We start from the raw sequence: 15757 nt of genomic DNA, 5'->3' as shown, positions 1-15757 counted from the left end.
CTCCTCCCCCAGGGGCCTCTCCATTGCCTCCGCCCCCGTGGGATCCGGTGATCCAACGGGGGCGGAGGGCTGTGGGGGGATGCCGCATGACGGCATCCCGTACCGTCCGTGGCGTCAGCAGTGCTGAGAAGGCAGCACCGCTTCCGCGTCCCGGGACGGTCTGCTGTACGGGACCAGAAGCGCAGCCAGGGCCGTGACCGCCCTGTCGATCTCGTGCCCGCACCTCTCCAGCACCTCGTACGGGGTCCCCCAGGGGTCGGCGATCTCGTCCGTGGCCCGCGGCACCGGGCGCAGGCTGCCCCGGGAGGCGGCGGCCAGGGCGATCAGCTCCGTGGCCGTCGTGGCGTCCTTCCTGGCTTCTTGGGCCAGCCGCACGAACTCCCTGAGCGTGAAGGAGCGCCGCAGGGCCAGCGGGTCCAGCCGGACCGCCATGTCCCGGTGCTGCCGCTCGAGCCCCAGCACCAGATCGGCCTCCGCGACGAGTTGTGCGGTCAGCGGCACGGACGAGAATCCCGCGCAGTCGCCGTTCAGCCTCTCCAGTACGGAGCGGGTTGCCGGATCCATGCCCTCGAAGTGCTGGGCCCGGGTCCCGGCGCTGCGCACCCGGGCTCCCGGCAGCCTCGACTTCAGCAGCCGCTCGGCCATCGGCGAGCGGTGCATGTTGCCGGTGCAGACGAACAGAACGCTCAGGGCGGCAGGCCCGCCTCCGTGGTCGGTGTGCGTCGTCACAGGCCGCCTCCTGCCGGCGCGTGTCCGGTGATGCGGTCCCACGACGCGGGCGCCTCCTCCGGCCGGGGCACCGCGAGACGTGGGCGCGGGGGCTTGTGGGCAGGTCGGGTGGCCGACGAGAGGTCGCCGTAGCCGTATCCGTAGCCGTATCCGGTGCGCTTCGAGACCGGCGTCATGCTGAGGACGGCGCCCAGGGGACGCGCACCGACCGAGTGCAGTGCCTGCACCGCCGCGGCGACGCGGTCGCGGGAGGTCTTTCCGGCCTGTACGACGAGGACCGCGCCGTGGGTGAGCGGTGCGAGGCCCACGCTGTCCGCGACCGGAAGCAGTGGTGCACTGTCGACGATCACGGCCTCGTACCGGTCGGCGAGTTCGCGCAGGACTTCCGCCATCTGGTCGGAGGCGAGGAGTTCGGTCGGGTTGGGCGGGATGGGACCGCTGGCGAGGACGGAAAGACCCGCGGCCTGCTGCATCACGTTGTCGATCCCGGCCCGGTTGATGAGCACACTGGTCAGGCCCGCCTCCTGGATCAGGCCGAACGAGCGGGCGACGCGGGGGCGGCGCAGATCGGCGTCGACCAGGCAGGTGGCGATGCCCGAGTCGGCCAGCGAGAGGGCGAGGTTGACGGCGGTACTGGTCTTGCCTTCGCCCGGGAGGGAGCTGGTGACGACGACCACCCGGGACCGCTCGCCGATCTGGGCGAACTGCAGGTTCGTGCGCAGATGCCGGAAGGCTTCGGCTCGCGCGGAATGCCCGAGGGCGTCGGCGCCGGCCGGCCGGCCGATCGCCTCCTTGTCGAACGGGATGGCACCGAGCACCGGGAGCGCGGAGTGCTCGGCGAGGGCCTCGGGCGTCTTCAGGGTGGTGTCGAGATTGTCGCGCAGTACGGCGATGCCGATACCCACCAGCAGTCCGGCCAGCAGCCCGGCGGCGATGTTGAGCACGGGACGCGGGCTGATCGGATCCGCCGGCACGGCGGCTGTCTGTGTGACGCCGAGCTTCACCGGGGACCTGGGCTTCGGCCCGGAGCCCACGCGGTCGGGAGTCTCCAGCCGCTTCACGATCCCGCTGAAGCGGCCGGCCACGGCATCTGCGGTCTTCGCCGCGCGCAGCGGATCGGTGTCGCTCACCGCGATGTTGACCAGCACTGTGCCCAAGGGCGCCTCGGCGGTGATGCGGCTGGCCAGCTCTTCGGGTGTGGTGTGCAGGCCGAGTGAGTCGACGACGTGCTGAGTGACCTGACGGCTTTTCACAATGGAGGCGTACGACTGGACTCTGGCCTGGGAGAAGGCACTGTCCTGCTGGAGTTCGGGGGTGTCACCACCCGCGCGGGCGGAGACGAAGAGCTGGGTCTGGGCCTCGTAGACGGGTGTGGCCAGGGTGGTGGCGACCCAGCCGACGCTGACGCCGAGCAGAGCGCAGAGGGCGACAGCGGGCCAGCTCCGGGCCAGCGCTCCCAGGAGACTGCGTAGTTCCACTAGCGGTACTCCTCATCCATTCATCCGGATCAACGCATAGTCTGACTAATAAGACATATGGAGTTTTACCGGCACTGAACAGGCGACAGAGGCTGGAAGGGCCGCACCGCACAAGAGTCCGCCCCGTTGGATCACTCGGATCCCACGGGGCGGACTCGGAATTCGCCAGAAGGCCGCAATCGGGGCGCCCTTCGAGGCCCTCTCACACGACCTGGTGCAGCCAGCGCACCGGCGCACCCTCGCCCGCGTACCGGAAGGGCTCCAGTTCGTCGTCCCAGGGCTTGCCGAGGAGCTTGGCGATCTCGGCTTCGAGGTCGGTCTCGTCGCGCTGCGCGCGGGCGAGCGCGGCGCGCAGCCGGTCCTCGGGGATCAGGATGTCGCCGTGGATGCCGGTGACAGCGTGGAAGATGCCCAGCTCGGGCGTGGCACTGTAGCGCTCGCCCTCGGCCGTGGCGCAGGGCTCGGCCGTGACCTCGAAGCGCAGCAGGTGCCAGCCGCGCAGCGCGGAGGCGAGCTTGGAGGCGGTGCCCACCTGGCCCTGCCAGGAGAACTCGGACCTCCAGGTGCCCGGCGACGCGGGCTGCCTGATCCAGTCGAGGTTGACGCGCGTGCCGAGCACGCCCGCGACTGCCCATTCGATGTGCGGGCACAGCGCGCGCGGCGCGGAGTGCACGTACAGAACTCCACGTGTCGTCACCGGGACCTCCAGGGTGGGACGAGGTGCGCCGTCTGCCGGCGGTCTCGCGCCCGTGCCAAGCGATATTCCTCAAAAAGGGACAGAGCAGACTTGTTGTAATTTAGCGGAACCGGTACAGCGGGTGCCCACGGGGTGGACCGGCCGCCCTGTCGCTGCCGAGCCGGCAGCGGCCGGGCGCCTCGGGGCCGAGGCTACCGTGCAGCGGGCCAAGGAGTGTGACGTACCGTCGGTCCCGCTGCCGGGAAACTCCCGGCATTCACTCGGCTGACCCCCGAGTGCCGCCGCCCGGGTGCCGGTGCGATCGCGTCCGGTCCGGGATCCGGTCGCGTACGGTCCGGGAACGGCTGTCCCAGGTGCGACGTTGCCAGGGGGTGGCCCGAACGACAGAGGGGAGCAGGGATGCGGAAGCGCAGCCACCGCGTGCGTGCCGCCTTCGCCGGAGTGACGGCGGTCGTCCTGGGCACCGCGGGACTGGCCGCCTGCGACGCCACCGGTGGCAACTCTTCCGGTACGCACGCCCGCTCGAAGCGTTCGGCGGCGTCCGCCGAGGCCGGGCCGGCGTGGGACCGCAGCCCTTCCTCGGTGGCCGCCGTGGGGGACTCCATCACTCGCGGGTTCGACGCGTGTTCGGTGCTCTCCGACTGTCCCGAGGTGTCCTGGGCGACGGGCAGTGACAAGACGGTGCGCAGCCTGGCGGTGCGGCTGCTCGGGAAGCAGCGCGCCGCCACCCACAGTTGGAACTACGCCGTGACCGGCGCCCGGATGGCGGACGTGGCCGCGCAGATCGAGGAGGCGGCGACGCGCCGTCCCGCACTGGTGGCGGTGATGGCCGGTGCCAACGACGCCTGCCGCTCGTCGACGTCCGCGATGACCTCGGTGGGCGACTTCCGCGATCAGTTCGAGGACGCGATGCGGACGCTGCGCCGCGAGCTGCCCAAGGCCCAGGTGTACGTGTCGAGCGTGCCGGATCTGAAGCGGCTCTGGTCGCAGGGGCGCACCAGTCCGATGGGCAAGCAGGTCTGGAAGCTGGGCATCTGCCCGTCCATGCTGGCGGACGCCGACGTGGTCGACGCGGCCGCGATGGAGCGGCGGGACACCGTGCAGAAGCGCGTGATCGCCTACAACAAGGTGCTCAGGGACGTCTGCGCCGAGGACGACCGCTGCCGGTTCGACGGCGGGGCCGTCTTCGACTACCGCTTCGGCACCCAGCAGTTGAGTCACTGGGACTGGTTCCATCCCAGCAAGGACGGGCAGGCGCAGCTGGCCGCCATCGCCTACCGCACGGTGACGGCGAAGAACCCGCCCGAGGAGTAAGGGCCGTGGCCGTATCCGGGTGCCCTGATCACGCGCCGCCACCGGCCCGGGCGTAGGGTCCTGATCATGCACAGCGAACTCTTCGGCACGCTTCCCGACGGCACTGCCGTCCACCGCTGGACCCTGGAAAGGGGCGGCGTGCGCGTGCGCGTCCTGACGTACGGCGGGATCGTGCAGTCGGCCGAGGTCCCGGACCGGGACGGGCGCAGTGCCCAGGTGGCGCTGGCGCTGCCCGACCTCCAGGGGTATCTGGAGCGCCCCGGGCCGTACTTCGGCGCCCTGGTCGGACGCTATGCGAACCGGATCGCGCACGGCCGTTTCCCGCTGAACGGCGGCACCTACCACCTGGCTCAGAACAACGCGCCGAACAGCCTGCACGGCGGCGAGCAGGGCTTCGACAAGCACGTGTGGGACGCGGAACCGGTGGAGCACGGCGTGCGGCTGTCGCGGGTGAGCCCGCACGGCGAGGAGGGCTTCCCGGGCCGCCTGAAGGTCTCGGCGACGTACTCGCTGGACGAGTCGGGCGCGCTGCGGATCGCGTACGAGGCGGTCACCGACGCACCGACCGTCGTGAATCTGACGAACCACAGCTACTGGAACCTGACCGGCGCCGACGCCGGTTCCGCGGCCGGCCACGAACTGCGGATCGCCGCGTCCCGGTACACGCCGGTGGACGCGGACCTGATCCCGACCGGGGAGCTGGCGGACGTCGAGGGGACCCGGTTCGACTTCCGGCAGCCGCGCGCGGCGGGCAGCGGATACGACCACAACTTCGTGCTCGACAAGGGCGTCACGAGCGCCTCCGAGCCGGTCGCCGAGCTGTACGACCCGGCGTCCGGACGGGTGCTGACCATCGCCACGACCGAGCCGGGCCTCCAGCTGTACACCGCCGACCACCTCGACGGCGATCCGTACGCCCCGGGCGCCGGTGTCGCGCTGGAGACCCAGCACTTCCCCGACTCCCCCAACCGGCCGGAGTTCCCGAGCACGGCGCTGCGGCCGGGCGAGGTGTACCGGTCGGAGACGGTGTTCGGGTTCGGGGTGCGGGACTGACGTTTGCGAGGTCCGGGCCTCCGGGAGTGACGTGTGCGGGGTCCGGGACCGCCGTACCCCGCACGTCGTGCTCAGACCTCGATCGTCACGCCCAGGCGGCGGTCGGCGACCGACCGGCCCGCCTGGATCTCGTAGGCACCCTTCACCAGCGTCCAGGCGCCGGACTGCTCGTCCCAGATCTCGAAGGCGCGACGCGGAAGTTCGACGGTGACCTCGGCGGTCTCGCCCGGTGCCGCCTCGACGCCCGCGAATCCGGCCAGCCCGCGCACCTGCCTGTCCGCGCCGACCTCGACCGGCGCGACGTAGACCTGGACGACCTCGCGGCCCGCCCGCTCGCCGGAGTTCCGGACGCGGACCGTCACGGCCGTGCCGTCCGTCTCGATCGATTCGTACGTCCAGTCGGTGTAGCCGAGGCCGTGGCCGAACGGGTACGCGGGGGTCGTGCCCGTCTTGTCCCAGGCGCGGTAGCCGATGAACACGTCCTCGGCGTAGCGGAGTTCACCGTCGGCCGGGGTGACCCGGGTGACCGGGGCGTCCTCGAGCGTCGCGGGCCAGGTGGTGGGCAGCCTGCCGCCCGGTTCGTACGCGCCGAGCAGGACGTCGGCCAGCGCGGCGCCGCCCTCCTGGCCGGGGAACCAGCTGAGCAGGACGGCCGCGACGTCCTCGCGCCACGGCAGCTCCACCGGTGAGCCGGAGTTGACGACCACGACCGTGTTCGGGTTGACGGCGGCCACGGCTCGTACGAGATCGTCCTGGCGGCCCGGAAGCCTCAGGTCCGTGCGGTCGAAGCCCTCGGACTCCACGCGGTCGGTGGTGGCGACGACCACGATGGCCGCGTCGGCGCCGCGCGCGGCCTCGACGGCCTCGGCGATCAGGTCGTCGGCGTCGCGCTGCGGCTCGCGGTGGACGAGGGCGAAGCCGACCGCCTGGATGGGGGCGTCCTCGATCTTGGCGACGATGTGATGGAGGGAGATCTCGACCGGCTCTCCGGCCGTCAGCTCGGACCGGCCGCGCTCGATGGGCGCGCCGAAGAACGCCTCGAACGGATCCGACTCGGGACCGAGCCCCTGCTCGCCCTCGAAGAGCACCTCGCCCGCGACGGTGAGCCGGAAGCCGCCGAGACCGCGGGTGCCGAAGGAGTGGGCGCCGCTCTCGCGCGGAGTGAAGGTGCCGGTGAGTTCGACGCTGTGCAGGGCGTCGTAGGTGACGCCTTCGGGCAGGTCGCTGCCCAGCCACTGGATGAGGCCGCCCGGCACGGACGTCGTTCCGATGATCTGGCCCGCGGCGTCGCGGCAGACGGCCCGCAGCTCGAACCCGTTGCCCGCGGCGGCGAGTTCCCCGGTCGGGTCGGCGCCGAGCGCGTACGTGACGGCGCCCTCGGGCAGCGCCGCCGTGAGGCCGTCGAGCGGGGAGACGATGCGCCGGGGGAAGACGCTCGCCGATCCGCCGCCGAGGACGCGCGCGTGGCGGGCGGCAGCACCGAGGAGCGCGACCTTGCGTACGCGGGACGGGTCGACGGGCAGGACGGGGCCGCCGCCCTGGACGGCTTCGTTGCGTACGAGGACGAACGCGCGGCGGGCGATCTCGCGGGCCAGGGCCTCCCCGTCGATCTCGGCGGGCGGCTCAGCCACCACCGGGTCGGCGCCCTGGAGGGCACCGACGCGGGCGGCGAGCCGCAGGACGTTGCGTACGGCCTCGTCGACCTTCGCCTCCTCGACCTCGCCCGCACGGACGGCGGCCGCCAGCGCCTCGCCGTACACGGTCACCGGACCGGGCATGGCGACGTCGAGGCCGCCGGCGATGGCACCGGCCGTCGAGCGGGCGGCCATCCAGTCGGAGACGTTGCAGCCGTCGAAGCCCCATTCGCCGCGGAGGACCTCGTTCACGAGGTGGTGGTGCTCGGTCATCGTCGTGCCGTTGACCGCGTTGTAGGCGGTCATGATGCCCCAGGGGCGGGCGTCTTCGACGATGGCCTCGAAGGGCGCGAGGTACAGCTCGCGCAGGGCGCGCGCGGAGACGACGTTGTTCACGGTGAAGCGGTCGGTCTCGGCGTCGTTCGCCACGAAGTGCTTGACGGTGGTGCCGACGCCGCCGGACTGCACGCCCCGCACATAGCCCGTGCCGATGCGCCCCGTCAGATACGGGTCCTCGCTGTACGCCTCGAAGTGGCGGCCGCCGAGCGGGGAACGCTGCAGATTGACGGTCGGCGCGAGGAGGACGTGGACGCCCTTGCGCCGGGCCTCCTGCGCGAGCAGGGTGCCGGCACGACGGGCGAGATCCGGGTCCCAGGTGGCGGCGAGCGCGGTCGGGGACGGCAGCGCGATGGACGGGTCGTCGGCGGCCCAGCGGACACCCCGGACGCCGATGGGGCCGTCGGACATCACGAGCGACGCGAGCCCGATCTCCGGCAGCGCGGGCAACGACCACATGTCCTGTCCGGCGAGCAGCCGCGCCTTCGCGTCGAGGCCGAGCTTGCCGAGCGCGGCCTGCACCGCCGCCTCGCGGGCCTGGTCTGCGTGGGTCTCCGCCACTGTGGCACCTCCTCGTTGAAGCCCCATGAGCGTCCTTCATCCTGCACCTGGCGGCCTGTAGAGCGGTAAGATTCGTTATCTTCTCGTTACTTACAGGACTTCCGGGTCGAGGACCGGCCCGACAGGGCTCCCGTTGACATGCAGCCATTCGGCTGCCTATGTTTCATGCAGCCGAACGGCTGCATGAATGGGGTGGCGAGAGACGATGGACGAGGTGTTCAGGGCACTGGCCGATCCCAGCCGCCGCCGGCTGCTGGACAGCCTGAACGCCCGCAACGGGCAGAGTCTGCGCGAACTGTGCGCCGGGCTCGCCATGGCGCGCCAGTCCGTCAGCAAGCACCTCGCGGTACTGGAGGCGGCGAACCTGGTGACCGCGGTGCGGCGCGGCCGCGAGAAGCTGCACTACCTCAACGCGGAACCGATCAACGCCATCGCGGAGCGCTGGATCGACCAGTACGACCGCCAGCGGGTGCGCGCGCTCGCCGACCTCAAGCGAGCATTGGAGCAGGAGCCCATGACCGGCAACGAGTTCGTCTACACGACCTACATCGACACCACACCGGAACGGCTCTGGCAGGCCCTGACCGACCCGGCGTTCACCCGGCGCTACTGGGGCGTCGAGTTCGAGACGGACTGGACCGCCGGTTCGGCGATGGTCTGGGAGCAGGGCGGCGAGAAGACCGCAGACCCGGCCCAGGTCGTCCTCGAGTCGGAACCCGGCCGCCGGCTGTCCTACACCTGGCACACTTTCACACCGGAGTGGGCGAAGGCCGTCGGGGTGAGCGACGAGGTGCTCGCCAGGATCTCCGCCGAGCGCCGCTCGAAGGTGACCTTCGAGATCGAACCGCTCGGGCAGACGGTCAGACTGACGGTCGTGCACGACGGCTTCGACCCCGGCAGCACCGTCCTGGACATGATCCGCGGCGGCTGGCCGGCCCTGCTGTCCAGCCTCAAGACACTGCTGGAGACGGGCGAGGCGCTGCCGCAGCCCGCATCCGAGTAGCCGCAGTCGCCGTACCGGCCCGGCTGGGCCGCCGCCGACAGACGAGACGGCCGCAGAGGAACGGAAGGAAACCCACGCCATGGCCGCCAGGGCACGGAGTGCGGAGCGCCGCGCGGAGATTCTGCGCGCCGCCCTGGAGGTGATCGCCGAACGCGGTTACCGGGGCGCCAGCCTGGCCGCGGTCGCCGAGCGGGTCGGGCTCACACAGCAGGGCCTGCTGCACTACTTCCCCACCAAGGAGGCGCTGCTCGTCGCCGTGCTTCAGGAGCGCGACCAGTGGGACTCTGTGCCGGACTCCCAGTGGCGGCTCGACCTGCTGGGTTCGCTCGTCGAGTACAACGCGATGCGGCCGGGCATCGTGCAGACCTTCTCGGCCCTGCTGGGCGAGAGCGTCTCGGAGGGGCATCCGGCGCGGGAGTTCTTCACCCAGCGGTACGCCGAGGTGCGCGGCAGCATGGCGCAGGTGCTGCGCGCCGAGTACGGCGACCGGCTGCCCGGCGGGCTGACCCCCGAGCAGGCGGCTCCGCTGATGGTGGCGGTGATGGACGGGCTGCAGTTCCAGTGGCTCCTCGACCCGGACGCGGTGGACATGCCGGAGGTGTTCCGGGACTTCCTCCGGCTGCTGGGCGGCGCCTGACCCGTGAACCAGCGTGCGCGTATCAGTGGGAGGGTGCGAAAGCCAGGCTGACGCCGAGGCCCGCAAGGACCGAGCCGATCGCCTTGTTGAGCACCTTCTGCCCCCTGAGCATCGCCGTACGCAGCCGGTCCTGCGAGAAGAGGACCGCGACGAGCGAGAACCATGCCAGGTGCGCGAAGGACATGAACAACCCGTACGCGGCCTGCTGGACGGCCGGGGTGTCGGGCCGCACCACCTGGGTGAAGGTGGAGACCACGAAGAGCGTGGTTTTTGGATTCAGAACATTCGTAAAGAAACCGGTCCGCAGCGCGGCGAGGGGCGTGAGCGCGGACTTGTTCTCCAGGTCCACCTCCACGTCGCCGCGCGCCCGGAAGGTGCGGATGCCGATGTACACGAGATACGCGGCACCGACCAGCTTGATCACGGTGAACAGGGCCGTGGAGTGCGCGATCAGCAGCCCGACGCCGAGCATGGTGTACGTGACATGGATGAGGACGCCGGCGGCGACCCCGACGGCGGCCAGCACGCCTGTCGCGCGCCCGTAGAGGTAGCTGTTGCGGACGACCATGGCGAAGTCCGCGCCGGGGCTGATCACGGCGAGGACCGTGATGACGGCGACGGCGATCAGTTCGGCCATGAGACGGCTGACTCCCCTGTCGCTGTCTCGGCGTCTGCGTGTTCGTCCTGTTCCTCGTCGGTGCCGCCGTCCCGGGTGGTCTCGCCGAGCAGATCACGCGCCATCAGCGTCGCGCCCGCGACGGCGCCCGGCATCAGGAACACCGCGACGAACGGGACCAGGAAGGCCACGGCCAGAGGCGTGCCGAAGCCCCAGGCCAGGGGCTTGCGGGCGCGCAACAGGGCGAGTTGGCCGCGAAGTTCGACGTCGCGGCGCTGCATCGCGACCGAGGTGAGCTCCTGGCTGAGGAAGTAGCCGGTCACGAAGAAGCCGAGCACCGGGATCACCGTCTGGCCGATGACCGGGATGAACCCGAGAGCGAAGAGCAGTACGCCCCAGAGTCCGGCCCGCACCAGGATGCGGAGGCTGTCCCGCGCGGAGATCCACAGCTCTCGCCAGAGCGGCAGCCCCGACTCGGGCGCGGTGCCGTCGGGCGACACGGAGCGGTCGACCCTCTCGGACAGCGCCTCGTAGAAGGGCTGTCCGACGAGCAGGGTCACCGCCGTGAAGGTGAGGACGGCGAGCAGCAGCCCCAGCGCGAACAGGACGGCGGTCAGGAAGCCGCGGAAGAGGCCGAGCCAGGGTGAGGACCAGTCGTCGGCGAACGGTGTCGCCCAGGCGACGAAGTCCTCGCCCCAGAGGGCGAGTGCGGTCAGTGCGGCGGCGTACAGCAGGAGGGTGATCAGGCCGGGCAGCAGCCCGAATCCGTACTGGCGCCCGTTCCGGGCGACCCAGCGCTGCCCCTTGAACAAGTATGCGAATCCCGCCCCAAGATCATGCATGGCCCGAACCTTACCGGGCGGGGGCCATGGGCGGTTCCCGGTCGCCCAGGCACCCCTGCGGAACCAGGGGTCCGACGGGCCCCGTCAGACGGCGGCGTCCGCGACGGCGCCGTCGCCACCGCCCGCGTCCACCATCCTGCGCAGCATGTCCCGCAGGGACACCCGCTCGTCCCGGGAGAGGCCCGCCAGGGGCTCGCGGGCGAAGTCCAGCGAGTCCCTGAGGCTCCGTGCCGTGCGCAGGCCGTCCTCCGTGGGTGCGGCCAGCTTCACGCGGCGGTCGGCAGGGTCGGGGCGGCGCTCCACGAGGCCGCGGACCTCCAGGCGGTCGATGATCCCGGTGACGTTCGACGGCTCGCACTTCAGCTTCTGTGCGAGCCGGCGCATGGGCAGCGGCTCCAGGGACAGCAGGCCCAGTACGCGGGCCTGCGCGCCCGTCAGCTCGTGCCGGCCCGCCGCCCGCTCGTACTCCTCGTGATAGCGGGCCACGACGGCGCCGATGAGTTCGACGACCTCGAGGGTCAGGGAGTCTGTACGGGTGTTCCGGGCGGCCATGCCCACCAGGCTACCGCGTTGCTTGACATCATGAAATATTCGGGAGCATGGTTGTTTCAGAACATGAAACATCCAGGAAAGGTGCCCCCCATGTCCGTGAGCCCCGAGCAGCTGCCCGCGACCAGCCGCGAATGGCACCTGCTCAGCTACCCGCACGGCTGGCCCAAGCCCGAGGACTTCGCCCTGCGCGAGGTGGAGCTGCCGCAGCCCGGCCCGGGCCAGGTGCTCGTGCGCAACCTCTTCCTGTCCGTGGACCCGTACATGCGGGGCCGGATGAGCACGGCCAAGTCGTATGTCGCGCCGTTCGAGCTGAACGAGCCGATGCAGGGCGGCGCCGTCGGCCGTATCGTCGCGTCGGACGTCGAGGGCCTGGCGGTCGGCGACCACGTCCTGCACTTCCAGGGCTGGCGCGAGTACGCGACGGTCGACGCCAAGCAGGCTGTGAAGGTCGACGCCGAGGCGGCGCCGCTGAGCACCTACCTCGGCGTGCTGGGCATGACGGGCCTGACAGCGTACGCGGGACTGCTGCGCGTCGCCGAGTTCAAGGAGGGCGAGACCGTCTTCGTGTCCGGCGCGGCCGGTGCTGTCGGCAGCCAGGTCGGCCAGATCGCGGGGCTCAAGGGCGCCGCGCGCGTCATCGGCTCGGCAGGCTCGGACGACAAGGTCAAGCTGCTCGTCGAGGAGTACGGCTTCGACGCGGCCTTCAACTACAAGAACGGCCCGGTCTCCCAGCAGCTGCGTGAGGCCGCACCGGACGGCATCGACGTCTACTTCGACAACGTCGGCGGCGACCACCTCGAGGCCGCGATCGGCTCCCTCAACCGGGGCGGCCGGATCGCCGTCTGCGGCATGATCTCCGTCTACAACGCGACCGAGCCCGCGGCAGGGCCGCGCAACCTCGCCCGCCTGATCCAGACCCGCGGCCGCATCCAGGGTTTCCTCGTCGGCGACCACTACGACCTGCAGCCGCAGTTCGTCCAGGAGGTCGGCGCCTGGGTCCGCTCCGGCGAGCTGAAGTACCGCGAGACCGTCGTCGAGGGCATCGAGAACAACCTGGAGGCGTTCCTCGGGGTGCTGCGCGGTGACAACACCGGAAAGATGATCGTCTCCCTCGAGGGCTGACCGTCCAGCCGTGGGGCCGCCGACCGATCCGGCCGGCGGCCCCACGCGCTCACCTCAGGCGCCCACGCGCTCGACTCGGGCGCCCGAGCACTCGCCTCAGGTGCACCACCACAGGAAGCGGGTGCACGTCTGCGACGGCTCCGGGTCCGGTGCCGGCGCGGACGCGGTCGGCCGGGGTGCCGACGTTGTGGGGGTGATCACAGTCGAGCCCGTGGCCGAGGGTGTCGGTGCCGCACCCGACGAGCCGGCCCCCGGGCTTGACTGCCCATCACCCGACTTATCCTCTTCGCCCTTTTTCTTCTTTTTGCCCTTCTCGGACTCCGACGCCGACGGCGATGCACCGGCGGACCCCCGGTCCGCCGCGGAAGGGCTCACCTCACCGCCGATCGGCCGCGCACTGCTCGCGCCGGTCGGCGAGCCGTCCACGGAGTCGTCCGCCACGGCGTCGGGTGCGCTGGCCGCCTGATCGTCACCGGGCGCTTCGAGTCCCAGTTCGGTCAGACTCAGGCCGCCGACCGCCAGCACAAGCCCCGCACCGATCAGCAGAGTTCGGCGGCGCCTGCGCCGGCGCGCCCGCAGGGAGGCGCGGCCCCGGTGGCCCCGGCGCCCGCGGCGTCCCCCGCCGTCGAACTCCGCCTCTTCCTCGTACGCGTCATCCGCCCCGTCCGCCACCTCCTGCGCGGCGAGGGCCTCCGCGTACTCGCGGCAGGCTTCGGCGGGCGTTCCACACCCCGGGCAGGCAAGGGCGCCGTTGAGGTGCCTTCGGCACGGGTGGCAGTAGTCCATGACGCACGCAGGCTAGGCGCAGCGCCGGTGACAGAAAAAGCGACTGGTGTGAAAGTTGTGTGGGGAATAGCCCGTTCCGGCGCGTCATGCCAGGTCTCTGCGGCATGTGGTCACAACACATATGTGCCCGAACCATTGACACTCGACCTGCGCCGTCCTTACTGTCTCGCCAGCATTTCGAACGTGAGCCGAAATTTCGAACAAGCACTGGGGGCAACTGCCGTGCGCATCACCGGAATCAGCACATACGTCGTCGGGACTCCGTGGCGGAACCTGACGTACGTCCAGGTGCACACCGACGAGGGCATCACGGGTGTCGGCGAGACCCGGATGCTCGGCCACACCGATGCGCTGCTCGGCTACCTGCGCGAGGCCGAGGCCAACCACATCATCGGTTCCGATCCGTTCGCTGTCGAGGACCTGGTCCGCCGCATGAAGTACGGCGACTACGGCCGGGCGGGCGAGATCGTGATGTCGGGCATCGCCGTGATCGAGATGGCCTGCTGGGACATCAAGGGCAAGGCGCTCGGGGTGCCGGTGTGGCAGCTCCTGGGCGGCAAGGTCACCGACAAGGTCAAGGCGTACGCCAACGGCTGGTACACCACCGAGCGCACCCCTGAGGCGTACCACAAGGCCGCGCAGGAGGTCATGGCGCGCGGGTACAAGGCGCTGAAGATCGACCCGTTCGGGACGGGGCACTTCGAACTCGACCACGAGCAGAGCCTGTATGCGGTCTCGCTGATCGAGGCCGTGCGCGACGCGATCGGCCCGGACTCCGAGCTGATGCTGGAGATGCACGGCCGCTTCTCGCCCGCGACGGCCGTCCGGCTCGCGCGCGAGCTCGCGCCCTTCAAGCCCGCGTGGCTGGAGGAGCCGGTGCCGCCGGAGAACCTCAAGGCGCTGGAGAAGGTCGCAGCGAAGGTCGACATGCCGGTCGCGACCGGTGAGCGCATCCACGACCGGATCGAGTTCCGCGAGCTCTTCGAGAGCCAGGCCGTGGACATCATCCAGCCCGACGTCGGCCACATCGGCGGCATCTGGGAGACCCGCAAGCTCGCCGCGACCGCGGAGACGCACTACATGCTGGTCGCCCCGCACAACGTCGGCGGCTCGGTGCTGACGGCGGCGAGCCTCCAGGTGGGCTTCACCGCGCCCAACTTCAAGATCCTGGAGCACTTCAACGACTTCGCCGACGCGGAGATCAAGAAGGTCGTCAAGGGCGCCCCGCAGGTCGTCGACGGCTACTTCCACGTCTCCGACGCGCCCGGTCTCGGCGTCGAGCTGGACACCGACGCAGCGGCAGAATTCCCCCAGCAGCAGGCTCGGTTCGATCTGTGGGCCGAGGGCTGGGAGAAAAGGGACCCGAAGAACAAGGGGAAGCAGTGAGCACTGCCGTCGTAATCGACGCGCCCGGCGCCTTCCGGATGGTCGCGCACACGCCACGCGAGCCCGCGCCCGGCGAGGCACTCGTCCGTGTGCACGCGAGCGGGATCTGCGGCAGCGACCGCGAGATCTACCAGGGCAACCGGCCTGAAGGGTACGTGTGCTTCCCTCTCACGCCCGGCCATGAGTGGTCCGGGACCGTCGAGGCGGTCGGCGACGGCGTGCCCGAGGGGCTCGTCGGCCGGAAGGTCGTCGGCGAGGGCTTCCGCAACTGCCAGGTGTGCGACCGGTGCCACGCGGGCGAGACGACGCTGTGCACCGCGGGCTACGAGGAGACCGGGTTCACGCAGCCCGGCGCCATGGCCGCCACGCTGACGCTGCCGGCCCGGCTGCTCCATGTCCTGCCCGACGACGCCGACCTGACGGCCGCCGCTCTCCTCGAGCCCGCCGCCTGCATCGCCGCGGCCGCGCTCAAGGCGAACGCCCGGCCGGGCGAGCGGGTCGCCGTGGTGGGCACCGGAACGCTCGGGATGTTCGCCGTGCAGTTCCTCGCCGCGGGCTCGCCCGCCGAGCTGCTGGTGGTCGGCACCCGGCCGGACCGGCGCGAGATGTCGCTGTCCTTCGGGGCGACCGACTTCCGCACCCGCGACCAGGAGCTTCCCGACGACTTCGACGTGGTGATCGAGACCGCCGGATCGGCTTCGGCAGCACGGACGTCCGCCGCTCTCCTGCGCCGTGGCGGGCGGCTCGTTCTCACGGGCATCCCCGCCCCGGGCGCCGAGGGGCTCGACCCGACGGATCTCGTGGTGCGCCAGCTCGAGGTGCAGACCGTCTTCGGTGCCCCGCCCGCCGCCTGGGCGCACACCGTGCGGGCCTTCGGCGCCGGGCTGCTGAACCCGCTGCCGCTGATCACCCACGAGCTGCCGCTCACGGGCTTCGCCGAGGCGCTCGAGCTGGTGGGCTCCGGCGACCCCAAGGTCGGCAAGGTACTGCTCAAGCCGGCCGCCTAGACCG

General features: G+C 71.1%; 15 protein-coding genes. 7 read left to right on the top strand and 8 right to left on the bottom strand.

The window, feature by feature from the left end:
• Positions 1-114 precede the first annotated feature (114 nt).
• The 3 genes from ACWD4J_RS00270 to ACWD4J_RS00260 form a co-directional block, all read right to left on the bottom strand.
• Positions 115-729: an arsenate reductase/protein-tyrosine-phosphatase family protein gene (locus tag ACWD4J_RS00270; protein ID WP_451392997.1), complete on the bottom strand. Its 615-nt coding sequence runs from the start codon at positions 727-729 to the stop codon at positions 115-117.
• The gene (locus ACWD4J_RS00265; protein ID WP_451392996.1) at positions 726-2207 is read right to left on the bottom strand and encodes a polysaccharide biosynthesis tyrosine autokinase; all 1482 of its coding nucleotides are present in this window, start codon (positions 2205-2207) and stop codon (positions 726-728) included. The genes ACWD4J_RS00270 and ACWD4J_RS00265 overlap by 4 nt, the downstream gene beginning before the upstream one ends.
• Positions 2208-2409: 202 nt before the next feature.
• Entirely contained in the window at positions 2410-2904 is a 495-nt protein-coding gene (locus tag ACWD4J_RS00260) for a DUF3145 domain-containing protein (protein WP_451392995.1), read from the bottom strand.
• Positions 2905-3303: 399 nt separating this feature from the next.
• On the opposite strand from ACWD4J_RS00260, the gene ACWD4J_RS00255 reads away from it, so the two are divergent.
• Complete coding sequence (locus ACWD4J_RS00255) at positions 3304-4218, top strand: SGNH/GDSL hydrolase family protein (protein ID WP_451392994.1); 915 nt, start codon at positions 3304-3306, stop codon at positions 4216-4218.
• A 66-nt stretch (positions 4219-4284) separates the two neighbouring features.
• Positions 4285-5271, top strand: coding sequence for an aldose epimerase family protein (locus ACWD4J_RS00250; protein WP_451392993.1), 987 nt, complete (start codon positions 4285-4287; stop codon positions 5269-5271).
• Between the two features lie 71 nt (positions 5272-5342).
• On the opposite strand, the gene ACWD4J_RS00245 is transcribed toward ACWD4J_RS00250, so the two are convergent.
• A complete protein-coding gene (locus ACWD4J_RS00245) occupies positions 5343-7829 on the bottom strand; it encodes a glycoside hydrolase family 3 protein (protein ID WP_451392992.1) in 2487 nt (828 codons plus the stop codon).
• A gap of 178 nt (positions 7830-8007) precedes the next feature.
• Between ACWD4J_RS00245 and ACWD4J_RS00240 the strand changes: the two genes are divergently transcribed.
• Together ACWD4J_RS00240 and ACWD4J_RS00235 are read left to right on the top strand one after the other, a co-directional pair.
• Positions 8008-8805 (top strand): ArsR/SmtB family transcription factor, encoded by a 798-nt coding sequence (locus ACWD4J_RS00240; protein WP_451392991.1) that lies wholly within the window; start codon positions 8008-8010, stop codon positions 8803-8805.
• Positions 8806-8884: 79 nt separating this feature from the next.
• Positions 8885-9442: a TetR/AcrR family transcriptional regulator gene (locus ACWD4J_RS00235; protein ID WP_451392990.1), complete on the top strand. Its 558-nt coding sequence runs from the start codon at positions 8885-8887 to the stop codon at positions 9440-9442.
• Positions 9443-9464: 22 nt separating this feature from the next.
• Here ACWD4J_RS00235 and ACWD4J_RS00230 read toward each other — a convergent pair whose 3' ends face one another.
• The 3 genes from ACWD4J_RS00230 to ACWD4J_RS00220 form a co-directional block, all read right to left on the bottom strand.
• Positions 9465-10079 (bottom strand): LysE family translocator, encoded by a 615-nt coding sequence (locus ACWD4J_RS00230; protein ID WP_451392989.1) that lies wholly within the window; start codon positions 10077-10079, stop codon positions 9465-9467.
• Positions 10067-10900, bottom strand: coding sequence for an EI24 domain-containing protein (locus ACWD4J_RS00225; protein WP_451392988.1), 834 nt, complete (start codon positions 10898-10900; stop codon positions 10067-10069). Before ACWD4J_RS00225 ends, ACWD4J_RS00230 begins: the two co-directional genes overlap by 13 nt.
• Positions 10901-10984: 84 nt before the next feature.
• Positions 10985-11452 carry a MarR family winged helix-turn-helix transcriptional regulator gene (locus tag ACWD4J_RS00220; RefSeq protein ID WP_451392987.1) on the bottom strand — a complete coding sequence of 156 codons (468 nt, stop codon included), beginning with the start codon at positions 11450-11452 and terminating at the stop codon, positions 10985-10987.
• 90 nt (positions 11453-11542) lie between these two features.
• On the opposite strand from ACWD4J_RS00220, the gene ACWD4J_RS00215 reads away from it, so the two are divergent.
• Positions 11543-12574, top strand: a complete 1032-nt coding sequence (locus ACWD4J_RS00215) for an NADP-dependent oxidoreductase (protein WP_451392986.1) — start codon at positions 11543-11545, stop codon at positions 12572-12574.
• 96 nt (positions 12575-12670) lie between these two features.
• On the opposite strand, the gene ACWD4J_RS00210 is transcribed toward ACWD4J_RS00215, so the two are convergent.
• Positions 12671-13360, bottom strand: a complete 690-nt coding sequence (locus tag ACWD4J_RS00210) for an SCO2400 family protein (protein ID WP_451392985.1) — start codon at positions 13358-13360, stop codon at positions 12671-12673.
• Positions 13361-13582: 222 nt separating this feature from the next.
• On the opposite strand from ACWD4J_RS00210, the gene ACWD4J_RS00205 reads away from it, so the two are divergent.
• On the top strand, positions 13583-14746 hold the full coding sequence (locus ACWD4J_RS00205; protein WP_451393581.1) for a mandelate racemase/muconate lactonizing enzyme family protein: 1164 nt from the start codon (positions 13583-13585) through the stop codon (positions 14744-14746).
• Complete coding sequence (locus ACWD4J_RS00200; protein ID WP_451392984.1) at positions 14743-15753, top strand: zinc-dependent alcohol dehydrogenase; 1011 nt, start codon at positions 14743-14745, stop codon at positions 15751-15753. The genes ACWD4J_RS00205 and ACWD4J_RS00200 overlap by 4 nt, the downstream gene beginning before the upstream one ends.
• Positions 15754-15757 lie beyond the last annotated feature (4 nt).

The organism is Streptomyces sp. NPDC002577, assembly GCF_053594815.1.
This window is presented reverse-complemented; position numbering and strand designations above follow the sequence as displayed.